This is a genomic window from Pseudomonas sp. SAR267, assembly GCF_052077595.1.
GTDB lineage: Bacteria > Pseudomonadota > Gammaproteobacteria > Pseudomonadales > Pseudomonadaceae > Aquipseudomonas > Aquipseudomonas vlassakiae.
In genome coordinates, this window is record NZ_JBQIHU010000001.1 from 45775 (window position 1) to 60913 (window position 15139).

Below are 15139 nucleotides of genomic sequence, written 5' to 3' on the forward strand. Positions count from 1 at the left end.
CAGTTGCCGCGAATATCCTGCGTGACTTCCTTGCCGATACGTTCACCCTCCTGCAACGCAACACCTCGGACCTGGACAGCGCCAGTGGTGAATTGAGCGCCATCGCCGCACTGATGGGCCAAGGCACTCGCGAGCAGTTCTCGCGCACCGATCAGGTCGCTACCGCCATGCATGAAATGTCCGCTACGGCGCAGGAAGTCGCCCGTCACGCCGCCGAAGCCGCGCGTGCAGCGGATGCGGCCGATCATTCGGCGCAGCAGGGTGAGACCATGATGCGTTCGACTATCCAGACCATTACCCACATGCGCGGCGAGATCAGCAACACCGCCGAGGTAATACGCCGTCTGGAGACCGATAGCGGTCGCATTGGCAAGGTGCTGGAAGTTATTCGCGGCATCGCCGACCAGACCAATCTGCTGGCGCTAAACGCAGCCATCGAAGCCGCCCGCGCGGGCGATGCCGGACGCGGGTTTGCCGTCGTTGCCGACGAGGTGCGCACGCTGGCCAGGCGCACCGCCGACTCCACCGCTGAAATTCATCAGATTATCGACACGGTGCAGACCGGCGCGGTGGATGCGGTGCGTGCGATTGAAAATGGACAAACCCGCAGCAACGAAGGTGTCGAACAGGTTACGGAAGCGGGCAGCATGCTTCAGCGCATCACCCAAGAAGTCGAAGCGATCCGCGACATGAACCGTCAGATCGCTACCGCTGCCGAAGAGCAGACGTCCGTGGCGGAAGATATCTCGCGCAATCTGACCGAAATTACCGCCATCGCCACCACCAACCAGGACAATGTCGAGCGTACCGAGGCAGCCAGCCAGAACCTGCATACGCTGTCGGCCCAGCTCAGCGAAGTGACGCACCGCCTCGCGGGCTGACACAGGCTCTGCTCCGGCCCTAGATGATCGGTGTCACCACGTTGCTAGGTCCGACTCATCCGAGTTCGAGGGAGTTGGGGCAGGGCCGATCAACATGGCTTGTCTCGTGCTTGGTCGATTCGTTCCTGCATCGCCTGCATGACTTCTCGTGGGTGTACGACTTGGCGTTGGGGTCGTCGGCCTCACGGAGAGCTTCTTCGACCTCGCGGGTCATCCGCTCATATTCTTCTGGCCACAGCGCTTGCTCCATGCGCAGCGACGCCTGCCCCAGTAGGTGCAGACCGAACAGACGCATGTCATTGGTGGCGATGACGTGCTCTCGAATCCGCACCTGGATCACCTCATCGCCAGTTGATGCAGCTTCAACAGGTCGGTGCGCAGTTGCGGAGGCCCGCCGTCTGCGTTGTCACTCAATCGCCGCGCAGCTCGTCCACGGCATCGACTGCCCGCAGCAGTGCGGTGGTATCGAAACTCTCGGGAGTCAGTTCGTTCCAATCGTCGTCGGTGATGCTGATTGTCATGTAGCTTCTTTCCTTGTCCTGGGCAGACCCCGGCGTTACAGGCCAAGCTCGCTATGCGATCCGAGACGCACGAGTTGCAGCACGGCGTCATCCGGCTTGCGGTAAATCAACACCAGGTCGGGCTTGATGTGACAGTCCCGGTGGTCTTTCCAGTCGCCGGTGAGGGCGTGGTCACGGTGCTTCTCGGCCAGAGGCTGGTTATTCGCCAGGGCTGTGACGACGGCAATGAAATCGCTCGCCAGCGTCTGACGATGCGGGCCTTTGGCTTCGCGTTTATAATCGCGTTTGAACCGGCTGGTCTGTTCAATCGTCCGCATTCAGATCCGCCATCAGATCCTCGACGGAAGCGAACGACTTCAAGCCGCCACGGCGCGCTTCCTTCATCGCCTCGATGGTGGTGGCGTTCGGAATCAGCGGCTCGAACGGCAAGGCTTTCTCGCGGGCGACTCGGGTCAACATGATGCGGAAGGCGTCAGACACGGTGAGTCCCATCGCTGCCAGCACGACGGTCGCCTCTTCCTTGATGTGCTCGTCGATACGGGCACGGACTACAGCATTTGCGGACATGGTTTGATCCTCCAGATTGATGAGCTACATTGTAGCTCAATCCTTCCAGGAGTGCACCCAGCACACCTCGCCAGAGGCGTCTATCAAACGAAGGTTTATTGGACTGTCCGTACCATTGATGTTCACTTGTAGAAAGTGAGCCCATCGCGATGGAATACAGGATCGGTTGGTCAGGCTTTCAATGCCAGGATTCGGCGCGCACCGTTCAATACGATGAGGCCAACGACCGTACCAATCACCAAGTCTGGGTAGGGAGAGCCCGTCCACGCAACCAGCGCGCCGGCGACGATAACGCCAATGTTCGCGAGCACATCGTTGGCCGAAAAAATCCAGCTCGCTTTCATGTGTGCACCGCCTTCGCGATGGCCATAGATCATCAAGAGACAGCTGGCGTTTGCGACGAGTGCAACTAAGCCAATCCCCATCATCAGCATCGACTCAGGTTCGCTGCCATAGTGGAAGCGTCTAGCCACCTCCACGAGTACGCCCAGTGCCAACAGGATCTGAAAGAAACCCGCCAGGTGCGCAGCGCGAACTTGCAGCTGTGCACTGCGGCCGACGGCAAAGAGAGCCAAGCCATAGACGGCAGCATCCGCAAACATGTCCAGCGAGTCGGCAATAAGGCCCGTCGACTGAGCGATCAACCCTGCGCCCATCTCGATAACAAACATGGCAGCGTTGATGCCGAGCAAAATTTTCAGGGTGCTCGCCTCTTTCGACGCCGCTAATTCCTCATCAGCGCGATTGGTCGAGGCTGCTTCCTGACTAGCTGGTTGAGTCCCCAGTAGCGCTGCCCCTAGACCCAGGGACTCCAGCTTGGTAGTGATTGGGTCAACCGCCCCGTCATGGAAAGCGAGTACCTGCCTGCTGCTCAGATCAAAGGACAACGAACGAAGCTCAGGCAAGCTATTCAGCGCGAGCCGAATCATTCGCTCTTCCGAAGGGCAATCCATCTTGGGTACAGAAAAATGGCTGACCCAGGCTCCTTCGGTCGAGGGCGCGCTCGCTGCTTCAGCAGGCGCTGACACTGAACCGCAGCCACAGGATTTTTCACACGAGCTCATGATCCGCCTCTCCTATCAGGTTCAATTCTGGCAATTGAAAACCATATAGCAGGTATAGGGTCAAGCCTGGATATACTGGCTGTTTATCGAGGAGCAGCCTATGCGCATTGGTCAACTTGCACAGCTGACGGGAGCGGACATTCAGACCATTCGTTTCTATGAGCGCCAGGGCCTGCTTGCATCGCCCAATCGCCAGGCAAATGGCTACCGAGCCTACGAAGCGGATCATGTGGAGAAACTGCTGTTCATCCGCCGTTGCCGGTCCTTTGGCATGTCGTTGGACGAAATTGGTGTTTTGCAGAGCGTTCAAGCACAGCCGCAGCAACCGTGCGCGGCGGTCAATACGCTGCTTGATAGCCATATCGCCCAGGTCAGGGCCCAGATCGCATCCTTGCAAGCCCTGGAAAACCAGTTGGTGACGTTACGCAGCTGCTGCGATGACGAACGACAAAGCCTGGACTGCGGAATACTTTCGGGTCTAGTGGAGGGAGGCAAACGGCTTCCATAAGGCGCGCTAGAAAAGTGCCATTCGCTTCTGCTCAAAGCGTAGAGCTTGACCCTATAGCGGCTACAGGGTGTTCACTTGCACGATCGGCCCAGAATCATGGCCTTCCAACTGCTGCGCAAGTGAGTTCCAGATGAATACCGCCCTCCGCAATGCCATCGATGAAGCCTTTTTCCAGGCAAGGACAGCACTCCGTGAAAAGGCGCCAACCGAGGCATTCCCCTGGCTCGAGCGCGCCCACATCTTGAGCCAGCACATGCCCGTCCTGCATGCGCGGAGCCATTGGTTGATGCTAAGGGCTGGCTGGCAGTTGCGCGACTACCGGGAAATGTTCGGCCAAGCACCACGGATCATCGCTGCCGTGTTGTTCTCGAAGATCTGGGTACCGCTCGGCAATACCGGACGCGCGAGGATCAGTGCATTCGCGCCGATGCCCGTCTCACCCGGATTGCAGCGACTGTTTCAGGGAGCGAAACAATGAAATCGCCACTTGGAATGGCGCACCGTATCACTCCCGGGCTCTGGTGGACGCTATCGCTAGCCGTTGCCCTGGCCGACCAGGCGATCAAATATGTAATTGAGGGTTCGCTCTCGGTCGGCGCCGTGGTTCCTCTGACCCCAGTCTTCAATCTGGTCCATTTCTGGAATACCGGCGCAGCGTTCAGCTTCCTAGCTGACGCGGGCGGTTGGCAGCGCTACTTCTTCATTCTCCTCGCACTGGTTGTTTCGATTGGGCTCGCGTTGCTCTTGCGTAAGCCCAGGGCCAAGCTCGAAGCGCTGGGCTATAGCCTCATACTGGGAGGGGCAGTGGGGAATCTGATCGATCGCAGCTTCCGAGGCCATGTGATCGACTATCTGGATTTTTTCTGGCAATCCTGGCATTGGCCTGCATTCAACTTGGCGGACATCGGCATCGTGGGCGGTGCCGCCATGTTGCTCCTGAGCAGTGTGCTGAGTCCAAGCGCGGAACTGGACCGGGGCAGATAATGCGAAGCTCGGATGCCGCAGAAGTGGCTCGCTGGTCAGGCCATGCCTGGGTCGGCCCCGGTATCGGCGTCTTTCTCGGCCATGCCGCCCACCAGGATTGGCACCATCATCAAGCACATCAAATTGCAGTGGGGCTCGACGCCGCGATAACGGTTGAAACGCCGTTGGGTGGGCAATCTGGGGCTGCCATCTTGATTCCGGCAGGCTTGAAGCACCGGCTCAGTGCTGGGCATGTCCTGTCGATCTACCTGGATGTGCTGTCCGATGAGGCGCGTGCCTTGCGGGTGAGCGGAGCCGTGAGGCTGATGGAGATCGTAGCGGCCGATATTGCTGCGATGGTCGAGGCACTGAGGGCGTCGGGGCATTCGCCTGTCCAGTTGCAGGCGCAGGTACGTCGGCTGTTGCGGCTTGCCGATCCACCAATCCCTGATCCGCGCTTGACCAAGGTCACCGCAGCGCTGCGCGAAGGCCAAATGGGGCGTGAGGCAATGGCCGCGTTGGTGCATTTGTCACCCACGCGTTTTTCCCATTGGTTCGTGGAGCAAACCGGCCTGCCGTTGCGCAGCTATGTCAAATGGCTGCGCCTCACCCAAGCCCTGCAACACCTGGCCAAAGGGGGACGGCTGACCGAAGCCGCGCATGCGGCAGGTTTTTCCGACTCGGCGCATTTCTCCCGGACATTCAGGGCGCTGCTGGGCATCGATCCGTCCTCCGCCCTGGCTGCGGTCGATCTCCAGAAGTCATAGCTCTTTCGTTCAAGTCGAACGTCGTCCTCTGCACCTACCGTGAAGGCTCTCTACATAGGAGCTGAGCGATGTCCACTTCTCTTCGATTCGCCCTACGCTGGTTGAGCTATCCGCTCGTGTTTGGTGGCAGCGCCGCCTTCATGGTCTGGGCCTTGTACGCCGGGGTGCCGTACTGGCCCAGCACACCCTTGGTAGCCGCAGTCGGTCTATTGGCCGTCGCGGGGCTGGAGCGTATCCAGCCTTTCCGGGAGGGCTGGCTGGAGGATCACCAGGACACCCTGACCGACCTGGTGCATATGCTGGTGAATCTTTCCGTCATCCAGTTCACCGCCGAAATCCTGGCCAGGCTGGGCGATGCAGTGCCGGCTACAGTTCGTCTCTTCCCAGTCGAGAGTCCACTTTGGGTTCAGCTGCTGCTGGTCGCCGTCGTGCTCGATCTGAGCCTGTATGCCATGCACCGCATCAGCCACCACGTACCCTGGCTGTGGCGTTTTCACATGATTCACCACAGCGCCGAGCGCTTGTACTGGATGAATGGGGAGCGCCGGCATCCCCTACATGCGATGCTCATGGCTGGCCCGGGATTGGTGCTGCTGTTTGCATCCGGCGCGCCTTCGGCAGTGGTTGCCACCTGGTTCGGCATTCTGACCGTTCACTTGGGCTTTCAGCACTCGAACCTGGATTACCGGCTGGGTTGGCTGCGCCATGTCATCGGGGTGGCTGAAATTCATCGTTGGCACCACAAGCGCGACTTCGAAGATGCCCAGGTGAACTGCGGCGAATTTCTGATGGTGTGGGATCGGCTATTCGGGACGTTCTACGACAGTACAGGAAAGCAGGGCGACGCCAATGTCGGCTTGCGTGAGAGGGACTATCCCAAGGGTTACCTTGGTCAGTTGACCGAACCCTTTGGGCGAGACCGAGCCCGCACATAGCGTAGTGGGCCTCAAAGCTGTAGGCCCCATGTGTTTGCCTGGAATGATCTGGCTCGTGGGCGGAAGAGACTAGATGTTCCCGCATGCCAAGCAGACATGCGCTCTAACGAGGCAATCGATTCACTACCTATAAGCCCCGTCATTTGCAATTAATGCTGGTTGGTAGCCATGGAATGCAGGTCAGCGCGGATAAATGCAGGTTCATTCGCAGCTAATACTGGTTTGCCGGGCCGGTCAGTCGCAGTTAATTCCGGTCGAAAATCGTATTGATTGCAGGTCGGGACGTTTTCGTTTGCAAGCCGTTACAGCTAAGCGATAACGGCTCGGCGTACACCGCCGACCAGACGTGCCTGTTTGCTCGACAGATCGGCTTGCAGCCGGTGACCCCCCAGTTCGCAGCCCGCAGAGCAACGGCATGGCCGAGAGCTTCGTGAAGACGATCAAGCGTGATTACGTGGCGCACATACCTAAGCCGGATCGAGAAACGGCACTACGTAACTTGGCCAATCCCTGTGATCCTGCGTGGTCGTCTTACTTTGCCCAACGTCGAGCTGCGATAGACGTGGATTGATTGCCCGGTACTAGACCATGGTGCTGACGAAAGACTTGAGCCGGATGAGGCGCGACTCTCATGCCCGGTTCTTTGGGGGCGGTGGCGCAGTAATGCGCTGCTGTTACCCGACGAAAGTGTACTTAAGCCCTACCATCTTATCTCGGCGCCATAAACCAGGACCTTCATCTCCTCCCTCCTTGATTCCGTACTTAACTACGGAGGTAGAGTTGAATCGTGGATCGAAAACCCGAGAGGAGATCGCCGTTATGAAACACCTAAGACTGCTGCTGATAGTGAGTGCGACTCTGCTGTCATCCACCGTATGGGCCGATGGCAGTTCCGATCGCCTGTACGGTAAGATGATCCAGGCCAACGAGCAATCCATGCGCGAATACGCTAGCGCCCAAGGCAAGAACCCGCCAGAAGTCACTCACTACCGCTATGGCATGAAGCTCGACATCGCCAAGGTCATTCACGTCACGTCGACCAATGGCAACTGCGATGTGATGCCTGCGCAAATGACCTACGAGGATTCGAGCGGAAACCTGCATATTCTGGAGTACCGCGTATCAGGAACGGACTGCAGGAGCCAGCACTGAGCATTGTTGACGTGTTGCTGACGGAAAAGTAATTTTCACGTCACCCTGACGTTATTTTGCATGTGGAAGTATGTAAGAAGCGCACCCGGCTATGCCCGGCGCGCTTCGGCATATACACAACCGCACAATGAAAAATCTGCCAAAACATCAAGAGCGTTTATGAACAACAAGGCCCTGTTGGGACTTTCTCAGATCGTCTTGAGCATCAGCGCTGCGCAGGCTGCAATGGCCGCCGAGGAAAAAGGCGAGGGATTCATCGAAGGCAGCAGCCTGAGCATCCTCAATCGAAATTTCTACTTCAACCGTGATTTTCGCAAAGGCCAGTCCAGCAGTACAGGAAATGGCTACTCGGAAGAATGGGCCCACGGAGTCATAGGCCGATTCGAGTCGGGCTCGGCCAGGCCGAGGACAATTACTCCAAGCTCGGCGGCGCCGTAAAGACCCGTTTCCTGGACACTGAAATCAAAGTAGGCGATGTCTTCCCTGTCACGCCTGTCGTGCAGTACGGCGATTCGCGACTGCTTCCGGAAAGCTTCCGCGGCGTCACCGCATACAACACCAGTGTCGAGGGCTTGGTGCTACAGGGCGGACGCCTGCACGCGATGAGCCAACCCAGCTCCAGCAGCATGCGGGATGATTTTGCAACCTTCTACGCAGGCGAAGTCGGCTCTCCGTGGATAGTCGGCGGTGATTACACACCCAACGACAACCTTGGCTTCAGCCTTTACACCAGTTGTCTCAAGGATGCCTGAAACCAATACTATACCGGCACTACCTGGAGCTACCCGCTTGCAGATGATGTCGCCTTGGTCGGTGGTTTGAATTACTACAAGGCCGTCGATGAGGGGAAGCAGCTCCTCGGCAGTTTTGAGAACGATATCTGGAGCGGCAAGGTCGGCCTCCGTGTCGGGGCGCACACCGGCGAGGGACGGAGACGGCCGACGTGAACCAGATCGCTATTGTGCCTTGCTATCGCCCTTCGGGGACTCCATTCCAATGTGTTGGTTCATGTTCTCCATCATTGTATTGCAGTTTTTCATCATCTTGGACATTTCCTGCATGTCCATCATCGGCATATGGTTGCCGTCCATCATGTGCATGTCCTCACCCTTATTTGTCTCGGCACTGCTTTGGGCGGGGGCTTTGGCCTGTTCGGCAAATCCCGTGGCAACAGTTCCAAGGGCTATGAAGGTAGCAAGGACGGTGTAGGTAATGGCGTTACGCATGGCGACTCTCCTCATCTACGACCTTGGTTTCCAGCCAGGCTGTGTATTGAAGAGTTGATTGCTCCACTGTCCTCCTGTTTGGCTCCTTTGGTTTGGAGGATGGTTTCAGGCGCCTGAGGTAGGCGCCTTTTTCGGTCAACAAGTCTTCGGCTTCATCGCTCTGGACTCTGCGAGCTGGCTTGACAGCACCGCGTTGTCTTGCACGAGAAGCTGCTTTTCTGTGGCCAACTGGCTCAATTGGCTTTCAGTTTGGCTTAAGCGTTCCGCCAGCAGGCTTCGCTCCCGTTCATTGACGGCCAGGTAAGTCCGCGTCTCAGCCAAACGCTGCTCACCTTGGCCATGGCGCTGCTCCAGTGCCTGATGCGACTGTTGCAAGTCGGTGAATTGAAGTAAGACGTGTTCATGCGCAATCTGACTCTGCGCGAGCGTCGCTTGCGTCGTGAGCAGGGTGCTCTCTAGACGATCATGGTCCTGCACCAGGCGTTGTTCCTGCGCCTGCAGTTCGCCCAGGCGGGTTTGCTGCGCGAGCAGACGCTGCCGGAGCGCTGCCAATTCGTGTTCCAGGCGCTGCTGGCGTTGCTCAGTGGCCTGGCGCTCGTCGCTGCGTTGTTGCGCGACCGATGCCTGGTAGTGCTCAAACTGCTCCCGCGCTTGTTGCAGTTGCCGGGTCAGTGCGGCCGCCTCGGCGGCGCGGTCAGCCAGACGTTGTTCGAGCCCGGTCTTTTCACTGCCCAGGCTGGCCAGGGCGATCTCCTGACGCTGCAGGGTGTCAGCCAGCCCCTGGCTGCGCGTAGTGGCTACGGCAAGTGCCTGGGCCTGCTGCTCCTGAACGCTGAGTTGCGCGTCGCGCTCGACGAATGCCTGCTGCAACTGTTCCTGCAACGCGTCGGCCTCTGCCTGGTGAGCCGCTACGGCCTGCTGGAGTTGGACGGCCGCCTCCGCCTGAACTTTTTCGTACAGTCCTTTCAGCGCCAGGACCAGCTCCGCGGGCAATCCCAGTTCGGCCTGGGCCAGCGTGCCGGGATGCGCGGCTTTCCAACGCTTTAACAACGGAGCAATCGTGCTTTTGCTGCCCGTCCCACCCAGGGCGACGCGGATGCTGTCAATGGTGGGGTTGTGGCCCGCAGCCACCAGTTGGGTGGCCGCCTGGGCAACATGCAGGTAGAGGACGCCGGAACGGGCCATGAACACCTCGGATTTTTTCGTACCGTATTATGGAAAACGTAATACCTCGATTTAATTACAGAATAGTTCAGCCGACTGAGACCGTCAGTTGACCCACGATAAGCGCGGTTATCGTGAGTTAAGTCATCGCGATCGAGGGTTGTGTCTATAATCTGCGGTACACATGGCCTAAACAGGCGCTTCGTGATGACAGCCGGCAATAATGACGAAAACCTCCCCACCAGGCGGCACGAAGAGCCGACAGTACTTGCGCGTACCCCCGGTACGCTCACCACCCCCGAACAATTGGCTGAGCAACATCAGCGTTTTCTCGCCGCCGCGACAACCGACAACACCCGGCGCACCTACCGCTCGGCCATTCGCCACTTTCTCGCCTGGGGCGGCGTGCTGCCGTGCGATGAAGCCGCGCTGATTCGTTATCTATTGTCTTTTGCGGAAGTATTGAACCCGCGCACCCTGGCCCTGCGCCTCACGGCGCTGTCGCAATGGCACCGTTATCAGGGTTTTCCTGACCCTACCGCCAGCGCCACCGTGGGCAAAACCTTGCGCGGTATTGAGCGGGTGAACGGGCGGCCTCGACAAAAAGCCAAGGCCCTGGTCCTAGAGGATCTCGAACGCATCGTGGTGCACCTGAACACGCTCGACGGACTGGCGACACTGCGGGACAGTGCACTGCTCCAGGTCGGGTATTTTGGTGCGTTCCGGCGCAGCGAATTGGTCACGCTGGAGATGCAATACCTCGAGTGGGAGCAGGAAGGTCTACGGATCACGCTGCCCCGTTCCAAGACCGATCAGGAGGGCGAGGGACTCGACAAGGCGATCCCATACGGCGACAGCATCTGCTGCCCCGCGACAGCGCTACGCCGGTGGTTGGACGCGGCTCAGATCGTTCAGGGGCCACTGTTCCGGCGCATCAGCCGCTGGGGCGTACTCGGCGAGGTGGCACTGCACGAGGGCAGCGTGAATACCATCCTGACGGCACGTGCCGAAGCCGCAGGGCTGTTGTATGTGCCCGAACTGAGCAGCCACAGTCTGCGTCGGGGACTGGCTACCAGTGCGCATCGGGCTGGGGCGGATTTCCTTGAGATCAAACGACAGGGTGGCTGGCGGCACGATGGCACCGTACACGGCTATATCGAGGAAGCTGGAGCTTTCGAGGAGAATGCGGCTGGCTCGTTATTACGACGCAAACCGTAGCCAAGGTTTGTAAGCAGGGCTGGTTAGAATCCCAAGTGGCCACCCTCTATTCTCGACCGTCCTTCCGCAGCACATGAGCAGTTCCCTTAAAAACAGTTACTTACAGAACGAATGTCCTAATTTTTGGCTTATCTCGGCACGCCCCCGACTTCGCCCGGCAGATTGGCTGGATCAACGAGGTGCTGGGCTGATTCACTGCTGCGAGCAGTTGCCCATTTCGCGGTATTCGATTTCGCGCTTCTGGCCCTGATGGTCGACATACACCATGTGCGCGGTACCGACCTGGCAGTCGGCAGCGTTGATGGCCGGGGTGATCGAGATGACCTTGGCCACATCCAGCGGCATGCCGTATTCATAGTGGCTGGCGACGGGCTGGCCGGCCGGCGCATCGGCGAAGGCGCCGAACGAAGCAAGGGCGGCAGACAGGGCGACAAAAGCGATCGAACGTTTCATGGCAGGCTCCTTTTTCGATGTTTTACCAATGATGTATTCAATGGTGATCCTCAATAAATGGGCTAAGTCGTGATAGATTCCTGCCTGCAACGCACGAATAAGAGTGCTGAAGGAGCCCAGCGCCATGGACATGCTGCACGCAATGCGTACCTTTACCCGGGTGGTGGAGTGCGGCAGTTTTGCCGCTGCCGCCAATGCCCTCGATATTTCCGCGGCGCAGGTGTCGCGGATCGTTGCGGAGCTTGAGAACCAGCTGCAGACCCGCCTGTTGCATCGCACCACGCGGCGTTTGCGGATGAGCGAAGCGGGCGAGCGCTTTCTGGAGCGGGCGCGGCAGATCATGGCGCTGACCGACGAGGCCGTGGATGAAGCACGCGGTGCCCACCTCACGCCACGAGGCTGCCTGCGTCTGCACTGCCCGCATGGCCTGGGCCTGTTGCTGATGCCGCTGGTGGCCGGCTACAACGCGCTGTGCCCGGAAGTGGCCATCGAGCTGACGCTGTCCCAGCGCAACCCCGACCCGCTTGCCGAGGGGCACGACGTGGTGATTACCGTGGACGAGGCTTTGCCCGATTCGCAGCTGATTGCCGTGCCGCTGGGCACCATCTTCAGCATTCCCTGTGCAGCGCCCAGCTACCTCGAAACCCATGGCGTGCCCGAGCGGCCGCAAGACCTGCACGAGCACCGCTGCCTGCGCATGGCTTACCCGATGCATGAAGGGGACTGGGTATTCCCCCAAGGCCTGGACCAGTGCGTGATCGCCCCGCGTGACAGCTTCCTGACCAATGTCGCCGACGCCATGCTGGTGGCCAGCGAACTGGGCATGGGCATTGGCTTGTTGCCGTTCTATACCGCCAGCCAGGCCATCGAACAGGGGCGCCTGCGGCGGTTACTGGCGCCGTACCGGTTACGTGAAAATGCGCTGTATGCGATCTACCCGTCGCGGCATTACCTGGATGCCAAGGTGCGGACCTGGATCGATTACCTCAAGGAGCAGCTGCCGCCACTGTTCGAAGGGCATGCGAAGATTGTCGATAACCCACAATACTGGCTATAGCCTGTGCCGGCCCCTTCGCGGCTAAAGCCGCTCCCACAGGGACCGCACAGATTTCAAGCAATGCACCGTACCTGTGGGAGCGGCTTTAGCCGCGAAGAGGCCGGTAGCCTAGGCATCACGCTTCAGTGTCCATAACGCCCGACCAGGCTCTGCGCACCCAGCGCATGGTCTTTGAGCAACTCCATCAAGCCACCGCGATCCAGTTCCTGCGGCAAGGTGCCCAGCGGCAGGTCGGTGGCGATGAGGGTCAGTGCATAGTGGTGCGGCTTGTCCCCGGCCGGTGGGCAAGGGCCACGATAGGTCATGGTGCCGTGCGAGTTGCGCCCGACGATCAGCGCCTCGCTGGTCTTCCAGCCGGCGCCTTCCTCCAGGCCATTGAGCGCCGGGTCAATGTCATAGGCCACCCAGTGCACCACGCCCACGCCCTTGCCACCGTCCGGGTCGAACATCACCAAGGCCAGTGATTGCGTGCCATAAGGCAGGTTCTTCCAGCTCAGCTGCGGTGTGCGCCCCTCACCGGCGCCGCATGCCGGGTCCGGGCCGACCTGCTGCAGGCCGATGACACCGCCATCGGTGAAGGACGACGAGCTGATCGACAGTGCGGCAGAGTCGCCACCTGCAGCCAGGGCGGTGCAGGGCAGCAAGGCGGCGAGCAGCCAGGGTGTGAGGTTCATGGCGATTCCTCGGCAAGGCCATGCGCCGCAGTGTAGACCAGTTGAGGGTCAGCGGCTGTCCTGATCCTCGGCGGTGCCCCCGGTGCTCCCGGCGCCTGAGCCTGTGGCTTCACCGGTGCTATTGGAGCCACCGGCTGCGCCATCGGCGGCGTCCGAATTGCTGCCGGTGTCGCTGCTGTCATTGGCGCGGCCGCTGCCCGGGCTGTTGACGCTGCTGCCTTCGCCGGCAGTCTTGCCGCCACGCTGATCGGTTTGCGGATGGCTGTCGGTATGGGTGGTGTCCGTGGCCGCGTAACTGGTGGCAGCGGCGGTACCCAAGGCAAGGGCGAGCAACAGCGAGTGAATGCGGATCATGGCACGTCTCCTGGAGGGATGATCTGTCATTCGTTTGGCTCGTCGAGGCGGGCAGGGTGCCCGACGGGCGACGGACGGTCGAAAAAAGGGCCGCGACTGCGGCCCTTGCATTACTTGCCTTCTGGTTGCGCACTCGGCGCGTGAGGCGTTACCGGTTCCAACGGCGGATGCTCCTGCGCTGCATGCATCAGGTCCTCGGTCACCCGCAGTTCCGCGCCGGTCGGCGAGAACGTGGTCGACGCCGTGAACGGTGCCGGGTGTTCTGCGGCCGGCCGCTTGCCGCGCCGCCAGAGGAAGAAGCACACCATCCCCAGGTTGACCACGGCAAAGGCCCAGAACAGCCCCACTTCGCCGAATTCGGTCATCGCCGGCGAGATGGCCAGCGGCGCCATGGCCGAGCCCAGCGAGTTGATCAGCAGCAGGCCCTGGATCATCGGCACCAGGGCATCGGACGGGGCGCGGTCGGCAGCATGGCTCACGGCCACCGGGTACAGCGCGAACACGCCGCCACCGAGCAAGAACATCACCGCCGGCAGCAGGGCCGAACCCGAAGGCAGGAACACCGTGACCAGTGACAGCACCATGCACAGCGCAGCCAGGGCGATCAGCACATCCTGGCGGTCTTTGCGGTCCGACCAGCGCCCCACCGGGTACTGCAGCAGCATGGCGCCGAGGATCACCCAGGCCATCATGTTGCCGACTTCACCGACATCCAGGCCGATGCGCTGCAGGTACAGCGGCAGCAGCGCGTAGATGCCGGCAATCACCACACCGGAGCCGAAGCAGCCGACCAGCCCCGACGGGGCCACGCCCAGCAGCTGGCGGGGCTTGAGCGGCTCGACCTGGTCCAGCAGCGGCGACACCCGTGGCAGGATCACGATCGGCAGGACCGACAACGCAGCGAGCATGCCGGCCAGCATGAACGGGGCACTGTCGCCCAGGTGGGTGATCTCGCCAAGGCCGGCCTGGGCGATCACACCGGCGCCATAGAAGGCAATCATGTACAGCGCCAGCAGGCGCCCGCGGATCTTCGCGTCACCGGCCAGCAGCAGCCAGCTTTCGATCACCAGGAACACGCCGACGGCTGCCCAGCCATTGATCAGGCGCAGTACCGACCACCAGGTGGCGTCATAGAACAGCCCCTGCAGCAGAATGGTCGCGGCGATCAGCGAGGCGAAGCTGGTGTAGGCGCGGATATGGCCGATGCGCAGGATCAGCCGGTCGTTGAAGATGGCGCCGAGGGTCAGGCCGATGAAATAGGTCGACGAGACGATACCGATGGTCGTTGCCGATTCGCCGGCAGCGTCCAGACGCAGGGTGGTAAGGGAAGACATGAAGCCGTTGCCCAGGGCAATGATGAACAGCCCGAGCAGGGGCGCCAGCGCCATGGCCAGCAAACGCGGAGACATACGTACCTCAAGTTGGAGTGGCGGTCGGAAAACGCCTTTTCGAGCGCGCACGCCAGACCGACCCGTCGAGGGCAGAGGAAGGTGCACGGATGTGCCTGGGCTGGATGCGACCTGGGCAAGACTCAACCGCTGGGCCCTCAAGAGCCGGGCCAGGCGGGGTCGGTTGAGCCTAGTTCACATGGGCGTCATGTGTTCAGGCCTGGACTCTGTCGTTGCTGCCGGTTGC

Annotated in this window: 19 protein-coding genes and 2 pseudogenes; 11 read left to right on the top strand and 10 right to left on the bottom strand. The window is 60.3% G+C overall.

All coding sequences use genetic code 11. The features are described from left to right. The first annotated feature begins 176 nt into the window (after positions 1-176). The gene (locus ACTORR_RS00305) at positions 177-881 is read left to right on the top strand and encodes a methyl-accepting chemotaxis protein (protein ID WP_370588167.1); all 705 of its coding nucleotides are present in this window, start codon (positions 177-179) and stop codon (positions 879-881) included. A gap of 55 nt (positions 882-936) precedes the next feature. On the opposite strand, the gene ACTORR_RS00310 is transcribed toward ACTORR_RS00305, so the two are convergent. The 4 genes from ACTORR_RS00310 to ACTORR_RS00325 all read right to left on the bottom strand — a co-directional run bounded on the left by ACTORR_RS00310 (position 937) and on the right by ACTORR_RS00325 (position 3033). Beyond that, on the bottom strand, positions 937-1221 hold the full coding sequence (locus tag ACTORR_RS00310) for a hypothetical protein (protein ID WP_425311902.1): 285 nt from the start codon (positions 1219-1221) through the stop codon (positions 937-939). A gap of 216 nt (positions 1222-1437) precedes the next feature. Next, positions 1438-1719, bottom strand: a complete 282-nt coding sequence (locus tag ACTORR_RS00315; RefSeq protein ID WP_011282522.1) for a type II toxin-antitoxin system YafQ family toxin — start codon at positions 1717-1719, stop codon at positions 1438-1440. Continuing rightward, positions 1706-1969 (bottom strand): type II toxin-antitoxin system RelB/DinJ family antitoxin, encoded by a 264-nt coding sequence (locus tag ACTORR_RS00320; protein ID WP_020303033.1) that lies wholly within the window; start codon positions 1967-1969, stop codon positions 1706-1708. Before ACTORR_RS00320 ends, ACTORR_RS00315 begins: the two co-directional genes overlap by 14 nt. A gap of 170 nt (positions 1970-2139) precedes the next feature. Further along, positions 2140-3033 (bottom strand): cation transporter, encoded by an 894-nt coding sequence (locus ACTORR_RS00325; RefSeq protein ID WP_033902376.1) that lies wholly within the window; start codon positions 3031-3033, stop codon positions 2140-2142. A 100-nt stretch (positions 3034-3133) separates the two neighbouring features. Here ACTORR_RS00325 and cadR point away from each other — a divergent pair, with 100 nt between their 5' ends. The 8 genes and pseudogenes from cadR to ACTORR_RS00365 all read left to right on the top strand — a co-directional run. Then, the gene (gene cadR / locus ACTORR_RS00330) at positions 3134-3541 is read left to right on the top strand and encodes a Cd(II)/Pb(II)-responsive transcriptional regulator (protein ID WP_024015046.1); all 408 of its coding nucleotides are present in this window, start codon (positions 3134-3136) and stop codon (positions 3539-3541) included. A gap of 130 nt (positions 3542-3671) precedes the next feature. Continuing rightward, complete coding sequence (locus ACTORR_RS00335; RefSeq protein ID WP_024015047.1) at positions 3672-4019, top strand: DUF3703 domain-containing protein; 348 nt, start codon at positions 3672-3674, stop codon at positions 4017-4019. Further along, positions 4016-4525, top strand: a complete 510-nt coding sequence (gene lspA / locus ACTORR_RS00340; protein WP_003452327.1) for a signal peptidase II — start codon at positions 4016-4018, stop codon at positions 4523-4525. The genes ACTORR_RS00335 and lspA overlap by 4 nt, the downstream gene beginning before the upstream one ends. Beyond that, positions 4525-5271 (top strand): helix-turn-helix transcriptional regulator, encoded by a 747-nt coding sequence (locus tag ACTORR_RS00345; protein ID WP_024015048.1) that lies wholly within the window; start codon positions 4525-4527, stop codon positions 5269-5271. The genes lspA and ACTORR_RS00345 overlap by 1 nt, the downstream gene beginning before the upstream one ends. Positions 5272-5339: 68 nt before the next feature. Continuing rightward, positions 5340-6206 carry a sterol desaturase family protein gene (locus ACTORR_RS00350; protein ID WP_024015049.1) on the top strand — a complete coding sequence of 289 codons (867 nt, stop codon included), beginning with the start codon at positions 5340-5342 and terminating at the stop codon, positions 6204-6206. Between the two features lie 308 nt (positions 6207-6514). Next, positions 6515-6711: pseudogene (locus ACTORR_RS00355) on the top strand (IS3 family transposase); the annotation flags it as partial. Positions 6712-7025: 314 nt separating this feature from the next. Continuing rightward, entirely contained in the window at positions 7026-7358 is a 333-nt protein-coding gene (locus ACTORR_RS00360) for a DUF2790 domain-containing protein (RefSeq protein ID WP_033979951.1), read from the top strand. Positions 7359-7517: 159 nt separating this feature from the next. After that, a pseudogene (locus tag ACTORR_RS00365) lies at positions 7518-8278 on the top strand (OprD family outer membrane porin); the annotation flags it as partial. A 36-nt stretch (positions 8279-8314) separates the two neighbouring features. On the opposite strand, the gene ACTORR_RS00370 reads toward ACTORR_RS00365, so the two are convergent. Further along, positions 8315-8584, bottom strand: a complete 270-nt coding sequence (locus ACTORR_RS00370) for a hypothetical protein (RefSeq protein ID WP_033979952.1) — start codon at positions 8582-8584, stop codon at positions 8315-8317. 135 nt (positions 8585-8719) lie between these two features. Continuing rightward, entirely contained in the window at positions 8720-9769 is a 1050-nt protein-coding gene (locus ACTORR_RS00375) for a DNA-binding protein (RefSeq protein WP_011154388.1), read from the bottom strand. A gap of 186 nt (positions 9770-9955) precedes the next feature. Between ACTORR_RS00375 and ACTORR_RS00380 the strand changes: the two genes are divergently transcribed. Continuing rightward, the gene (locus ACTORR_RS00380) at positions 9956-10966 is read left to right on the top strand and encodes a tyrosine-type recombinase/integrase (protein ID WP_077747747.1); all 1011 of its coding nucleotides are present in this window, start codon (positions 9956-9958) and stop codon (positions 10964-10966) included. Between the two features lie 192 nt (positions 10967-11158). Here ACTORR_RS00380 and ACTORR_RS00385 read toward each other — a convergent pair whose 3' ends face one another. Then, positions 11159-11419: a DUF2790 domain-containing protein gene (locus ACTORR_RS00385; RefSeq protein ID WP_054885797.1), complete on the bottom strand. Its 261-nt coding sequence runs from the start codon at positions 11417-11419 to the stop codon at positions 11159-11161. A gap of 124 nt (positions 11420-11543) precedes the next feature. Between ACTORR_RS00385 and ACTORR_RS00390 the strand changes: the two genes are divergently transcribed. Further along, the gene (locus ACTORR_RS00390; protein WP_262109209.1) at positions 11544-12476 is read left to right on the top strand and encodes a LysR family transcriptional regulator; all 933 of its coding nucleotides are present in this window, start codon (positions 11544-11546) and stop codon (positions 12474-12476) included. A gap of 122 nt (positions 12477-12598) precedes the next feature. On the opposite strand, the gene ACTORR_RS00395 is transcribed toward ACTORR_RS00390, so the two are convergent. The 3 genes from ACTORR_RS00395 to ACTORR_RS00405 form a co-directional block, all read right to left on the bottom strand. Further along, positions 12599-13150, bottom strand: coding sequence for a YbhB/YbcL family Raf kinase inhibitor-like protein (locus ACTORR_RS00395; protein WP_313365617.1), 552 nt, complete (start codon positions 13148-13150; stop codon positions 12599-12601). 48 nt (positions 13151-13198) lie between these two features. Then, complete coding sequence (locus tag ACTORR_RS00400) at positions 13199-13504, bottom strand: hypothetical protein (protein ID WP_099814071.1); 306 nt, start codon at positions 13502-13504, stop codon at positions 13199-13201. A gap of 110 nt (positions 13505-13614) precedes the next feature. Continuing rightward, positions 13615-14913: an MFS transporter gene (locus ACTORR_RS00405; RefSeq protein WP_262109210.1), complete on the bottom strand. Its 1299-nt coding sequence runs from the start codon at positions 14911-14913 to the stop codon at positions 13615-13617. Positions 14914-15139 lie beyond the last annotated feature (226 nt).